Genomic DNA, 13,595 nt, shown 5'->3' with positions numbered 1-13,595 from the left:
GTTCACTTCCCCCCGATCGCGCGGCGATATTCGGCGATGCGTCGGCGCAGCGTGTCGTCGGGCACCGGCAGACGCCGGCGATGGCGCGGCTGCCAAAGCGCGTCCCAATCGGGCGAATAATCGGGGACGAATTTGCGCACGCCGTCGCGCGACATCGCAGCCATTTCGGCGGTGCGCGCCCGCGTTTCGGCGATGAACTCGACTCGCTCGGCCTTCCACTCGGCGGGCACGTCCGCCGTCTCCCACATGGTCAGGTCTTCGAGCACCTTCAGCGTGTTCCAGAACTCGTCTCGCGGCACTTCGTCGGCCGTGATGGGCGCGTTCGAACGCTCCAGCGTTTCGGACACCATCGTGTTCAGCGCCGCCACGTCGTTGTATTCGCGCGCGGCGAGTGCGTCGGCAATCGCGCGGTGGGGCGCGGCGCGCACGGGTTCGTCCAGTTCCTCGTAGAGTTTGGCGCGGGCTTCTTCCTGATCCCACGCCAGCGCGACGGCGCAACGCACGTGCAGCGCCTCGCCGATCACGCGCTTGCCGAAGGTCTCCAGATCGGGCGCGGTTTCGATGGCGTCCAGCATGGCCCGCTGGGCCGCCGCGGTGCGCGGATAGTGCGGATCGCCGTCGTAGCGACGCAGCCGCGCGCGGTAATACTCGACGTACTCCTGATGACGCTGATCCACGGGGCCCTCCTTCAGCGGGGGCTGATCTGCGTGATCCCGCCCATGTAAGGGCGCAGCGCCTCGGGCACGGTCACCGAGCCGTCGGTGTTTTGGTAGTTTTCCAGAACCGCGACGAAGGTGCGGCCGACCGCGAGGCCCGAGCCGTTGATGGTGTGCACGAAGCGCGAGCCCTTTTCGCCCTTGGACCGGAAACGCAGGCCCGCGCGGCGCGCCTGAAAATCGCCGAAGTTGGAGCACGAACTGATTTCGCGATAGGCGCTTTGGCCGGGCAGCCAGACCTCGATGTCGAAGCAGCGTTTCGCCGAGAAACCCAGATCCGCCGTGCACAGCTCCACCACGCGGTAGGGCAGGCCGAGCAGTTGCAGCACGCGCTCGGCGTTGTTCGTCAGAGCTTCGTGCTCCGCGCCGCTCGCGTCGGGGTGCGTGAGCTTCACCAGTTCCACCTTGTCGAATTGGTGAACGCGGATCATACCCCGCGTGTCTTTGCCGTACGCGCCGGCCTCGCTGCGAAAGCACGGCGTGTAAGCGCAGAATTTCATCGGCAACATCGATTCGTCGAGCGTCTCGTCGCGGTAGATGTTCGTGACGGGCACCTCGGCGGTGGGGATGAGCCACAGGTCGCGGCCTTCGATGTGGAACAGATCCGACGCGAACTTCGGCAACTGCCCCGTGCCGGTCATCGTCGCGGAGTTCACCATCGACGGCGTCCACACCTCGGTGTAGCCGTGCTCGGCCGTGTGAAGATCGAGCATGAAGTTGATGAGCGCGCGTTCGAGCCGTGCCCCCGCGCCGATCTGCATCGAGAATCGCGCGCCCGACAGCTTCGCCGCGCGCTCCATGTCGAGAATGCCCAGCGCCGCGCCGATGTCCACGTGATCCTTGGGCTCGAACTCGAACTCCCGCGGCGCGCCCCACGTGCGCACCACCGGGTTGTCCTGCTCGCCCGCGCCGATGGGGGTGCGTTCGTCGGGAATGTTGGGAATCGTCAGAAGGATTTCGTCGGTTTTTTCGTCGATCTCGCGCAGGCGCGGTTCCATCTCCTTCACGCGCGCGGAGATTTCGCTCATCTCGGCCAGAATCGCCGACGCATCGCCCTTTTCGCGCTTGGTGCGCGCGATTTCTTCCGACGCGGACTTCTGCCGATTGCGCAGGCCGTCGTACTCGCTCTGCGTCTTGCGCCGTTCGGATTCGAGCTCGGCGAACGCGGCGAGATCGGCGCTGGACCGGCGCGCGGCCAGCATCTTTTCCACGAGTTCCAGATTGTCGCGCACGAATTTTCGATCGAGCATCGGTTCCCCCCCGGGCACGGCTCTTCGCGCGCATTCTTATCACGGGATGCGCGCAAAGACAAAAATCGAGGCCAAAAAAAGCGGAAAAAAACTGGCGCCATGCGCGCGCTCCGGCCCGGCCGAGTGTCGCGCGTCGTGGCGCCGTTTCGAATATCGGCGGGCGAGAGCGCCCGCGCCGCTGTCAGTTGCCTTTCTTCGCGGCCTTGTCGGCTTTCTTCTTCTTCTTGTCCTTGATGGACAGCTTGGGCTTGTTGGATTTCTCCTGCCGCTTGCCCTGTTCCTTGTTCGACATGGGACCTCCTCGCGCGAAAAAGTTCACGGACCGTTCACGAAATCCAATTCCTTATTACGCACGCGATGGCGCGCTGGCAAGGCTCGCTCGCCGGTGCGCGCGCGACCGGCGTGACCACCAATGGCAAACGGCGCCGGTTTTTCAACCGACGCCGTCTTGGTTTCTGGAATTCTTCGAAGCGAGTGACGGACTACCAGCGGTTGTTGCGTCCACCGCCGAAGCGTCCGCCGCCGCCGCCGTCACGATCGCGCGGCTTGTCCTCGGCCTTGTTGACCTTGATGGTCCGGCCGTCGAGGTCCTTGCCGTCGAGCGCGGAGATCGCCTTCTGGGCGGACTCAGCGTTCGCGAACGTAACGAATCCGAATCCGCGCGAGCGGCCGGTGTCACGGTCGGTGATGACCTTGGCTTCGGTGATTTCGCCGTAGGGGGCGAACGCGGCCTGAAGCTTCTCGTCGTTGGTGTTCCAGCTCAAGCTACCCACAAACACTTTCTCGGACATGTCGATCTGCCTTTTCGGCGCGCCGAACATCGACGTCGCCTCGTCACAAGACGGGAACCTGCGCCCGTCGTCGCATGGACGATCCCTGTGACCGTCACTCGCACATTTACCGCCCGACTTCGCCGACCGCCGCGGGAACTCCCGCGAAGACAACGAACCGAACGAATAAACGAAACCCTTGCGGATCTCTGCCGAACCCAAACACATTGTCGGAAGTCGGTGCGCGCTCATTAGCATCGTTTTTCAGATAAGTAAATGGCGTTTTTTTTCGGCGGTAAATCCGCGGGCGTTTTCGGGAGAAAGCCGACGGGACGAGACGGGTGGGGCCGAGGACGGCAGGGGCGCTACGACTTCACCAACCGGATGTCGTCGATCGTCATGTCCACGTCGCGGTCGAGTCGGTAGAGGTAGATCACGATTTTCGTGATTCGTGACAGGTCGAGGGGGTCCTTCGTCGGCGCGGCGGCGATTTCGTCGAGCGGGATGCGCACGCGTTGCGCCGGGCCTTGCAGCCTGATCCGCCCCTCGTATCGCCGATCGTAGTCCTCGCGCGAATCCGCGTCGTCGATCCGCACGTGCAGCATCGCGCCCGCCGCATCGGGCGCGGCGACCGTGAACTCCAGCGCGTCGCCGTCGCGCCAGTCGCCGGGTGGATCGTGGATCTCGACGCCCGGGTACAAGCCCGGCTTGAGATGGACGAGCAACGCGCGCCGGCCGCGTCCCGAAATCGCATCCGTCGTCTCCATCGCGATCGGGCACTGCCACACGAGCCGCTCGAGCTGCGCGTCGTCCTCGAAATCCATCACCATGCCGCTGATGGGCCGTTCGGATTCGGCGCGCATCGCCATCGCGCCGATCGCGATCGCCGCGACCACGATCGCGAGCTTCGCCCGCTGAGGCAGCCCGTATTGGGCAACGTCGTTCCAAAAGGACATGCGGCCAAGCTCGCCCGGGTTAAGCCGAGAATCAAGGGGAGACTCGAAGTCTCACGCGTGGACGGTTCGCTCCGGCATCTCATCCCAGGTGCGTCCGTCGAGCAGGCGTCCGGCGCGCTTCTTGTTCACGCCGCCCCACTGCTTGAAGAAGAACGGCACCTTGGCGCGCGCGCAACGATCGCGGATGCCGACCACCCACGCGGGGTCCATCGGCCGCGCACCGGGGCCGGATTCGCCGCCGACGATGGCCCAGTCGATGCCGCGCAGATCCAGATCGGGCAGCGGGCCGAGCAGCGGTTCGAGCGACAGGAACTTCACGTGCGCGCGGGTCGCGCGCAGGTGCTCTACGCGAAACAGATGGTCGTTGTTCTCGACGCTCACGCCCATCCAGATGTGCGGACGCCACGGGAGGCGCGGCGCCAATTTCTCCAAACGATCGGCGCGCTTCGTCAGCACCTGATAGGTGTGCCAGGGAGCGGCGTTCATCGCGTCGAAAACGCGCGCGATGTAGGCGTCGGGGATGTCGACGTGGAAAAGGTCGCTCATCGAGTTGACGAAGATCGTCTGCGGTTTTTTCAGCCGCGAAGGAATCGCGAGCGCATGCTCGTGCAGCGTGACATCAAAACCGTTGCGATAGTTGGCCTGTCCCATCGCCTGTAGACGCAGCGCCATGCGTTCGGCATAGCAGTGCTTGCACCCCGCGCTGATCTTCGTGCAACCCGTGACCGGGTTCCAAGTCGATTCGGTCCATTCGATGGCGGATCGAGCCATCAGCGAATCTCCGGAAATGAAACAACAACTCGGTCTGCAAATGTATTCTTCTTTCGATTTTTCGCGTTCGGCTCCGCAAAAATTCGATTTTCTTTTTCAAGTTCCATCAGGGCTGTCTTGTAATTCTTTTCGATAAACGGAGTCCCGACATGGTGCTCTTCAAAGATATCTATCATTTTAGCTGTCCTTCCAGCAAATGCTGCGATTAGATCGTCTTTCAGGTTATTTAATTTTCGCACAAACAGGAATAACAGTTGCTGTCTCGGAGTGGCGGGGCTGTATTCAAATGAAGGCACTGAATCTTGATCTCGTTCACTCTCCTTTGCCATTATATTTTTCATGATAACGTACCCCAATGGGTGTTTGCTGATAAAATATAAGTAATGGCTGGTTCTATCCCTACTTTCTTCGATAAAACGGAATGGTAAAACGTAACGCGTGCCAACTGCATCTGCGATCGCACCTCCAAATTCGTCAACGATCGTCAATTCGCGTTCATCAGGGCCTGCATCTCGAATTTTTTCAAGTACAGCGGGTAGTCGTTCGGGGCCGAACAATTTTAACATATGATGAGAAACAGTGGGATTGCTTAAGCCCATATTGACTCGGTTGTAATTGAAAAATACTATTCCGTCAGACCCCCAGTCTTTTGTCATAGAAGAAATCAGATCTATGCTTAATCCACGATACCCCCAAGGATCGATAAACACAAGAGAGGGTGCCATCTTTATTTTCTTAAATTCATCTGCGAGACTTTGTCCGGCGTCTACATTCCAGAAGGCTGGAGGATATTTGAGGCTATTAATATTAGATGCGTTATGTAAAGCGACTTGAAGTTTTTCAATGTTATGGTTATCGCTGTCGTTGAATATTAATTGAACAATTGATTTCAGTTTTGGGTTTTCTAATACCATAGATGTAACGATTAAAGGAGTCGAAAGGGAGCCATCGGCATATAAGCCTGGGCCGGAAAAAAAATCTATATAGCATATTTTGTCTGCGGCAGATCTTGTCGCCATAATCGTCGCCCATGCATTAAAATACTTTGAAACGATAGCCGTTTTAACCCGCGATTGATCGGTCTGTTGCTTAAAAAAGTCATCTATCATGTTTCGCACTCCTTTTCGGTGCCTATTGCACGATCGCTAGGATAGCGCGACCAAAACGCGTTGTCAAGACAAAAGCGAACAAAAAACGAACGACTGCGCGTTCCCCCTTCAACCGAGGCCGGCGGTTGGCGTTTGGAGGTCAGAAGGTCCTCCAACGTCTCCTCGCTTCGCGTCAGCTTGCCCCTGAGCAGCGCGGGAATCATTCGCGTGCGACCCGTCCTTCGCCGAAGAGGGCGCGATGAATCGCGCCCCTACGCCGACATTTGTGCGAATGGCGCTCCGTCACCGCACGTCGATTTCCTTCTCGGCCTTGGAGCCGAATGCCTCGGGCAGATTCAGGCCGACCATCTTGAACAGGTCGTGGAACTGCGGCAGCGAGCCGAGCAGACCGGAGACGAACTTCGCCGTGCTGGGCGTGCCTTCGCCGCCGGACAGGTTGTCCCACACGACCACGTTGTCGATGTGCAGATTCTTGATCGCCTCGACCTGGATTTTCGCGATCTCCTGAATCTGCTGCGCGATCATGAGCATGACGGCCTTGTTCGCGTCCTGCCCCGTCGCCTCGATCATGGCCTTCAGACCCTCGGCCTGCTTGGCGAGGTTTTCGTACTGACCGCGCGCGCGTCCCGCCATTTCCTCGTACAGCGCGTCGCCGGTGCCCTTCGCCTCCAGACGCAGTTTTTGCGCCTCGGCCTCGGCGGCGATGCGGATCTTTTCCTTTTCGATATCCGCGGCGACGACCGTGTTCGCGTACATCGTCGCGCGGTCGCGCTCGGCGCGCGCCTTTTCCGCCGCGCCTTCCGACGCGTAGGCTTCTTCGAGCGCCTTGGCCTGGGCGACCTTTTTCGCCGCGGTCGCGAGCCGGTCCGCCTCGGCCTCTTTCACGTCGCGCTCGGCTTTCGATTTCGCGATCGCCACGGCGGAGCGGTTTTCGCCCTCGACCGCGGTCGCGTTCGCCTCGGCCACGCGAATGCGTTTCTCGCGTTCGGCCTCGGCCTGGCCGATGGCGCCGTCGCGCTCTTTTTCGGCGACCTTTTTGCGCGCTTCCTGAATCGCGTGGGCCGCGGCTTCCTGTCCCAGCGCCTCGATGTAGCCCGACTCGTCGGTGATATCCTTGATGTTCACCGCGATCAGGCGCAAGCCGACTTTCTTGAGCTCGGTCTCGACGTTTTCGCTGACGTTGGCGAGGAACTTGTCGCGGTCGGAGTTGATCTCCTCGATGTCCATCGTCGCGATGGTGAGGCGGAGCTGGCCGAAGATGATGTCTTCGGTGATCTGCCGGATGACCTGATGGTTGAGCCCGAGCAGACGCTCGGCGGCGTTTTGCATCATGCCCTCTTCGGTCGAGATGCCGACCGTAAACACCGAGGGGACGTTGATGCGGATGTTCTGTTTGGACAGCGCGCTCTTGAGGTCGATGTCGATCGCGATCGGCATCAGGTCGAGGTAGGCGTAGTCCTGAAACAGCGGCCACACGAACGACGCGCCGCCGTGGATGCACCGCGACGTGCGCGTCTGTCCCGACGTGTCGCGGCCGGTCTTGCCGTAGATCACCAGAATCTTGTCGGACGGACAGCGCTTATACCGGGTGATCGCGGCGAGAAAAATTCCGAGAAACGCGATCGCGAGAATGCCCAGAAAGACGAGAAGGTACATGAAAGACTCCTTCGGTTAGGGGTCAATGGGTTTCGGGGTCGTGGGGCCCCTCACCCCGCCCCTCGACAAGCTCGGGGCACCCCTCTCCCGCCCGGCGGGAGAGGGGAACGGGGTGAGGGCCTGATTCATTCCTTTGTCACCAGCAGCGTCTCCGCGTCGATCACGTCGACCACGCGGATCGGGCTGCCCGTGGGAATTTCGTCGCCATCGGTCACCGCGCGCAGTTCACGCAGCGATCCCTGAATCTTAACCATCACCTTGCCGTAACCCGACCGGTTGCCGGGAATGCGCAGGTAGGTCTCGCCGCTCTGCAGGATCGCGTTGTCGACGTTTGTGTTGCCCGCCTCGGTCATGCGCGTGAGCAGGTAAAAGATCCACGCGAAGAGCACCATGAACACGGCGCCCGCCGCGAGCCCGAGCACCGACGCGATCGCGACGCCGATGCCGGAATTGACCGCGACGATGCCCACCCACGAAAACGCGGTGAAAAAAATCACCACGCCCTTGAAGCTGAACAGATGCATGCCGCCCGCGTCGTGGCCGCCGAGGTCGGTGTCCATGTCGGCGAGGTCGTGCCCCGCCACGTCGTGACCCGCGTCGCCCGCGCCGAGAATCTCCAAAATCGCATGCGCGATCGTGAGCACCGACGACGGAACCGCGATGATCCATAGGATTTTCTCGAAAATGGGCAGCGTGGCCCACCAGGAATCCGGCCCGCTCATGGCGCACCTCTCGGTTGTCTTCGGGAAGCGAGCCTAGCATAGCACGAAGCCGGGGGGATGAAGAAAGCGTCGCCGTTTTTATGCCGCCCGGCGCGGGGGCTTCGTCGCGATGCGCTCCGCGTCCGCCGGAGGGCTATGTAAAAAAGAGTTATTACAACAAAAAAATCGTTGACAACGAAAATAAGGAGTATGATGGCGCTTACGAATCGGTTGAGCATCCCGAGTGGGAGGGTCGCGCCATGTCCCTTTGCAGACCGCCGTTCGCCTTTCTGATCGCTGCTTCGCTCTTCATCCTCGTCATCGCCGCGTGTTCGTACGAAGATCCTTCGTCCACGGCGTCCACGTACGCCGACGTGAAGGATGCCTCGGACAACTATCGCGACGACGGAGGCAACGATCGCGGATCGCCTGCCGGCGATTCCGAAAATGTCGCCGAACCCGCGAGTCCTTTCCCCGGACCGACGCCCGAGCCCACGCCCGAGCCGACGCCGGAGCCCGCGGACGACGACACGCCTCCTGTTCCGGATCAGAAGTACGACGCACTGCTGTGCGTCGTACCCGACCCCGAGGGACTGGGCGAGGGCGTGATGATGGGCGGCGGCGCGAACGAGGGCACGATCGTCGTATACGTGTATGACGATGCCGACTGCACTCCGGTCGCGAGCGCGTTTGTCGTCGCCGGCACGGGCGCGGACACGGCCTACACGGACTCGAACGGTCGCGCGGAACTTACCGTCGACCCCGGCGCGATGCTCGTCTCCGCCGCGGGAACCGACTACAGCTCGTGGAGTTATTTCGCCGACGCGCGCGTGATGATGTTCCGTCTGCGTCCTTTCGACCGCGAATTCCCGGTGACCGATTCGGACGAGGGTGTCTTCCGCGTGGACGGAGATGACCTCGCGCTCGACAATCCGCAGGACCTCGGCGGGTTCTTCGCCGCGCCGGCGTTTGCCGGCTTCGTCCTGCCGGGGATCTCGCGGTCGACCGCGTTGTCAACCGTGTATCGCGGCCTCGCGACGGACGCGACCTTTCCCATCGAATGGCTGTACTACAACGAACACCAACCCGAAGAGGTCATCGACGCGACGGCGAATTTCTACCTGCCGTACGTCAACCTCATCATCGACATTCCCGACATCGTGACGTGGGGGTTTTGGGGCGGGAACGAGACGTATCGCGTGCCGATTGCGGACGGGGCGACGACCGTTCCCCTTTCGGCGTTTCTGTTTTCGGTCGAAGTTTCGAAGATTCTGGACTTCTCGACGTTCCTGCAGGTCGTGTATCTGTTCGTCGAGGGCGGAGACGTCGGGGAGGCATTCGCCGCCATCGTGGAGCCCCTGTTCAATGAGGGGCTTCAATTCCCGTTCGTCGCGACGGCGCCGGCCTGGCAGCCGGTCGACTCGCCGGATCTCGATCTGACGGGCGTGGACGCGGATGACGCCGCGGTCGATGTGACGATCGCGAATCGCGCGTCGGATCGAGATTATCTGCTCGCGCTCGCCGCCGAGGTGCCGAACCGTTCGCTCGTGCCCCTGTCGTTCGGCGTCGCGACCGACGGACAGGCCCGGCTCGCCGCCGCACACCTCGCCGACGCGGATTACCTCGCAGCAGCCGCGCGCACGGACATTCTGCGTGGTCACTTCGACACGCACACCCTCGCCGCCGTCGTACGGTACGCCGAGAATGTCGAAGATTGGCAGGGCGGCCTCGTGATCGACGATGCCGATTTTCCCCCGGAGTTCGATGCCGCCGTGACGCGATACGACGATCTGACGTCGACGTTTCACTGGGCGTTCGCGGGCGACGCGGCCGACATGGATTACGTCATGATTTCCATGCGACGCGATTGGACGGAACGGTTCGATCGGTACTTCGGAATCTTCCCCGCGGATGCGCTCGACGTGACGATCCCGTTCACCGGCCTCGGATTTTATTCATCCTGGATCCAACCGATCGTCGCGGTCGCGGTGGACTTGCCCGAAGACGTCGGGGGCGGTTTCGACCCGACTCGGCTTTTCGGTTACGACAACGCGCGCTACAGCATCTGGAGCGAGGAACCGCTCCTCGAGGAAACGCTTTACGAACTGTTCGGCTACATCGGCTGGTGAGCCGCAGAACTCTTACGTTTCTGACGGGGTTTCCCCGCGCGGTTCAACCTTCTCCGGCATCACGACGCCGCCGGACACGACGATCTTGAACGCCTCTTCGACGGTCATTTCGAGCGGAATGCAGTCGCGCTCGGGAACAAAAACCACCCACCCCGATGTCGGGTTCGGCGTCGTCGTCACGAAGACCGCAAGCATGTCCTCAGGAAAATCCGCGGAGAGCTGACTCTTTTCGGCGCGGTTTGTGACAAAGCCGATCGTCCACGCGCCCGTGCGGGGATACTCGATGATGACGGCTCGCTGAAAATTCTGGTTGTTCCCGAGAATCGTGTACGTGAATTTCTTGATGGCGGAATACACGCTGCGCACCAGCGGGATTCTCGCGATCACATCCTCGCCCCACTTCACCAGCTTTTTTCCCAGCACGTTACGGGCGACGAACCCGGCGACGAGGATGATGAGGATCGCGACGACGAGGCCCGAGCCGGGGATGTGAAATCCGAGCAGATTTTCGGGACGCAGCCCGGGAGGCAGGATCAACACGGCGTCGTCCGCGATCCCGATGAGGAACCGGATCGTCAGGTACGTGACCCAGAGGGGGATGATGACGAGCAGCCCGGTGAGGAAGAGGCTGCGAAAGTCCTTGCGTACGGCCTGACCGAACTCGGCCACCTGTTTTTTCGCGGAATCCCGAATGGTCATGATATCCCCTGTCAACGGGAATGTTCACGATTACGGGATCGGGGCGGGCCTGTCCAGATCGCGCGACGCGGCGCGGTCTATCGCCGTCCCGCGCGGAGCTCGGACACCCACACGTTCGAAAGACCGCGCACGAAATCCGCGCCGAACGCGACCGACGGCGTCCACGCGCCGGGGCGCGCCCCGCCCGCGAGCACGCGATCCAGCGCCGCCAGCGTGCTCTCGGCGGTGAGCGTGTAACCCTCGGGGCACGTGAGCGTCGCCTCGACGGTGTCACCCGCCGCGTTGGTCACGCGGCCCCAGATGCCCGAGGCCGATTTCTCGCGATGCGCGCGATCCGGGCCCGTCATCGCGCGCGTCACGATCCATTGCAGCGCGCGGTGCACGGGCGCGGGCGCGATCACCGGACGCAGGATCCGCATGGTCCGCGCGAAAGAACCCGGTGCGGCCATGTACACGCAGACGTTCGGGATGCCGGTGGAGTGAAACGCGGTGGAGACGTCGCCCCAGGGCAGCGTCACGCACGAGCGTTCGCCCTGCGCGAAGCGAATGCGCGGCGTTCGCCAGTCGAAGGGCACCGCGCGGATCTCGCCGTCGATGCGCACGCGCGCGCCGCGACCGATGTTTTCGAGCATCGTCTTGAGCGTGCCCCGGCTGACGCCGGCTCCGCCCGACCCGAACGGCGAAAACGCGAGTTCCAGTTCGCGCGCGTCGGGCATGGCTTCGGCGAGCATCTTCGCCAGGCAATCGGTGGGCACCACGTCGAACCCGACGCCGGAGATGAGCACGCACCCCGCGCGCTCGGCTTCGGCGCGCTTCGACATCACCCACTCGAAGACGTCGATCTCGCCGGTGATGTCGAGATAATGCGCGCCCGTCGCGATGCATGCCTCCACCATCGGCTTCGCGGTGCGCGAATACGGTCCGGCCAAATTCACGACGACGCGAACGCCCTCGATGCCTTTTTTCACCGCCGCCGGATCGTCCAGCGCGAACAGGCGATACGCGAGCCCGAACTTTTCGGCGATGGGACGGATCGACTCCTCGCGCCGCCCCGCGAGGATGGGATGCAAACCCCGCGCCGCGAGGAGTTCCAGCACCAGCTCGGTCGTGTAGCCGTTCGCGCCGTAGATCAGCCAGTCGGCGAACACGTCGCTCTCCGTTCGCGCGTTAGAAGATCGACGCCGGCAGCGTGATGAAACGCCCGATGAGCGTTTCGGCGTCCCAGTAGTGCAGGGTTTCGTGAACGACCTCGAGCTCGGCGAGATCGCGCGGCGTTCCCGCGAACAACGCGTTCGGTCCCCAGCATTCCCAGCACGCCCAACGCGCGTACGAATTCCAGATGTAGCCTCGCCCGTCGAAGATGCCGATGCCGGGCTCGTCGCCCGACGGCATCGTGTAGAGCGTGTCGTAGTCCATCGCCGCGTACGTCTCGACCGGCAGCGCCGCTTCGTCGCCGATCGCGGCGCCTTCCGGAGCGTAGACCACGCCCGATTCGACATCGAGATCCGATCCGATCCACTGCTCGACGCTCGTGAACGACCCCTGCACCTGATGGGGATAGTCGTCCCAGCCCCAGTCGGCGACGACCACGGGCCGCGCGTCCGGAACCATGAAGTCCGCGGGCATGATCCACACGTAGGGCACGTCGTGCGGCGCCTTGGGATCGATCAGGCCCGTGTACGCGAGGTCGGCCGCTTCGGCCTCGGCGCGCGCGGCGTCGTCCACGGCGCGGTTGACGAAGAGCTTCCAGTCGCAACCGCACGTCCGTGCGACTTCGATGAACAGCGGCACCTGCTCCGTGGCGTCGAGGGTGATGCGAATGACCTTGCCGTCGATCGCGCCCGAATCGAGGTACTCGGGGATGTACTTGATCGGGTTTTGGGCGAACGTCACGTGCGGCGCGCGCGCCGGATAGAACGTCGCGTAAATGAGCTGCGAGAAAACATGCTCGCCGATTTGCGTGTGGCGCACCGTCGCATAAACCGTAGGTGCGTTCGTATCGACCGAAACGATGTGCAAAAACTCCTCGTCGCCCGGCCCGAGGTGAACCTCACCCATCAAATCGTATTCGGGCGGATAGGGCAGTTCGAAATCGTCCGGCGGAAGCTGCTGGACGATCACGGGCAGGAACCGCTCGAGGAGCGAACCGCTCGACGTGATTGTCGACCCGCCCGCGTCGTCGTCGTCGGTCGGTGCGTCGGATTGGGCGTCGTCATCGGATGCGACCACATCATCGTCTCCCCCTCCGGAACGGTCGGAGGAGGCCGAGTCGCCCTCGTCACACCCTCCCGTGAAAAGTACGCTGACCAGAAGTGCGACGATGGCGAACCGAAATGCGGTCATGGCGGCTCCACAGGTTGAAGAACGAATGGAAATTGTTGATCTTTCACGACCTGGATGTCAATCGAGGTGCGCGGATCGGGCGCACGTCAGGAGTGTTAAAGGAATGAGTGGGGGGTATTTGTGCCGTGTCGATCTTGCGAATATAATGGTCGCAAGGAGGATGTCATGCCGATACTGCCCGCCATTCCGGAGCTGGTTCGCGATCTACTCGCACGATTGATCGAATCTCGCCCGATGCGTCGGGGGTCGGTTTCGGAGCGATACGTCAAGTGCAACAAGCCGGGTTGCCCGTGCGCCGGGGATCCCGGGGCGCGTCACGGTCCTTACGTCAGTTTGGTGCGCGTTATCGGGGGCAAGACGGTCTCGCGCTGGGTTTCGGCGGAGCAGGCGTCGTTGCTGCGACGGCAGGTCGAGGCCGGTCAGGAATTCCGCCGGTTGGTCGATGCCTATTGGGGGGCCTGCGAGCACTGGGCCGATGCCGAGTTGGACGAATCC

At 62.2% G+C, this 13,595-nt stretch carries 12 protein-coding genes; 1 reads left to right on the top strand and 11 read right to left on the bottom strand.

Annotated elements, in window-relative coordinates; translation table 11 throughout:
• Positions 1 to 2: 2 nt before the first annotated feature.
• The 8 genes from IT350_17370 to IT350_17335 all read right to left on the bottom strand — a co-directional run bounded on the left by IT350_17370 (position 3) and on the right by IT350_17335 (position 7,950).
• Complete coding sequence (locus IT350_17370) at positions 3 to 677, bottom strand: hypothetical protein (protein MCC6159826.1); 675 nt, start codon at positions 675 to 677, stop codon at positions 3 to 5.
• A gap of 11 nt (positions 678 to 688) precedes the next feature.
• Complete coding sequence (gene serS / locus IT350_17365; GenBank protein MCC6159825.1) at positions 689 to 1,966, bottom strand: serine--tRNA ligase; 1,278 nt, start codon at positions 1,964 to 1,966, stop codon at positions 689 to 691.
• A 482-nt stretch (positions 1,967 to 2,448) separates the two neighbouring features.
• Positions 2,449 to 2,757, bottom strand: a complete 309-nt coding sequence (locus IT350_17360; GenBank protein MCC6159824.1) for an RNA-binding protein — start codon at positions 2,755 to 2,757, stop codon at positions 2,449 to 2,451.
• Positions 2,758 to 3,101: 344 nt separating this feature from the next.
• Entirely contained in the window at positions 3,102 to 3,692 is a 591-nt protein-coding gene (locus IT350_17355; protein MCC6159823.1) for a hypothetical protein, read from the bottom strand.
• A 51-nt stretch (positions 3,693 to 3,743) separates the two neighbouring features.
• A complete protein-coding gene (locus tag IT350_17350; GenBank protein MCC6159822.1) occupies positions 3,744 to 4,463 on the bottom strand; it encodes a phage Gp37/Gp68 family protein in 720 nt (239 codons plus the stop codon).
• Entirely contained in the window at positions 4,463 to 5,572 is a 1,110-nt protein-coding gene (gene tcmP, locus IT350_17345; GenBank protein ID MCC6159821.1) for a three-Cys-motif partner protein TcmP, read from the bottom strand. The genes IT350_17350 and tcmP overlap by 1 nt, the downstream gene beginning before the upstream one ends.
• Positions 5,573 to 5,854: 282 nt before the next feature.
• A complete protein-coding gene (locus tag IT350_17340; GenBank protein MCC6159820.1) occupies positions 5,855 to 7,228 on the bottom strand; it encodes a flotillin family protein in 1,374 nt (457 codons plus the stop codon).
• Between the two features lie 125 nt (positions 7,229 to 7,353).
• On the bottom strand, positions 7,354 to 7,950 hold the full coding sequence (locus tag IT350_17335) for an NfeD family protein (protein MCC6159819.1): 597 nt from the start codon (positions 7,948 to 7,950) through the stop codon (positions 7,354 to 7,356).
• Between the two features lie 239 nt (positions 7,951 to 8,189).
• Between IT350_17335 and IT350_17330 the strand changes: the two genes are divergently transcribed.
• Positions 8,190 to 10,058, top strand: a complete 1,869-nt coding sequence (locus IT350_17330; GenBank protein MCC6159818.1) for a hypothetical protein — start codon at positions 8,190 to 8,192, stop codon at positions 10,056 to 10,058.
• A gap of 12 nt (positions 10,059 to 10,070) precedes the next feature.
• Here the strand turns inward: IT350_17330 and IT350_17325 are convergent, their stop codons facing one another.
• The 3 genes from IT350_17325 to IT350_17315 form a co-directional block, all read right to left on the bottom strand.
• Positions 10,071 to 10,757: a DUF502 domain-containing protein gene (locus IT350_17325; protein ID MCC6159817.1), complete on the bottom strand. Its 687-nt coding sequence runs from the start codon at positions 10,755 to 10,757 to the stop codon at positions 10,071 to 10,073.
• Positions 10,758 to 10,834: 77 nt separating this feature from the next.
• Positions 10,835 to 11,905 (bottom strand): saccharopine dehydrogenase NADP-binding domain-containing protein, encoded by a 1,071-nt coding sequence (locus IT350_17320; GenBank protein ID MCC6159816.1) that lies wholly within the window; start codon positions 11,903 to 11,905, stop codon positions 10,835 to 10,837.
• A gap of 19 nt (positions 11,906 to 11,924) precedes the next feature.
• A complete protein-coding gene (locus IT350_17315; protein MCC6159815.1) occupies positions 11,925 to 13,100 on the bottom strand; it encodes a hypothetical protein in 1,176 nt (391 codons plus the stop codon).
• Positions 13,101 to 13,595 lie beyond the last annotated feature (495 nt).

The sequence above is a fragment of the Deltaproteobacteria bacterium genome, from assembly GCA_020845895.1.
Lineage (GTDB): Bacteria > Lernaellota > Lernaellaia > JACKCT01 > JACKCT01 > JADLEX01.
This window is presented reverse-complemented; position numbering and strand designations above follow the sequence as displayed.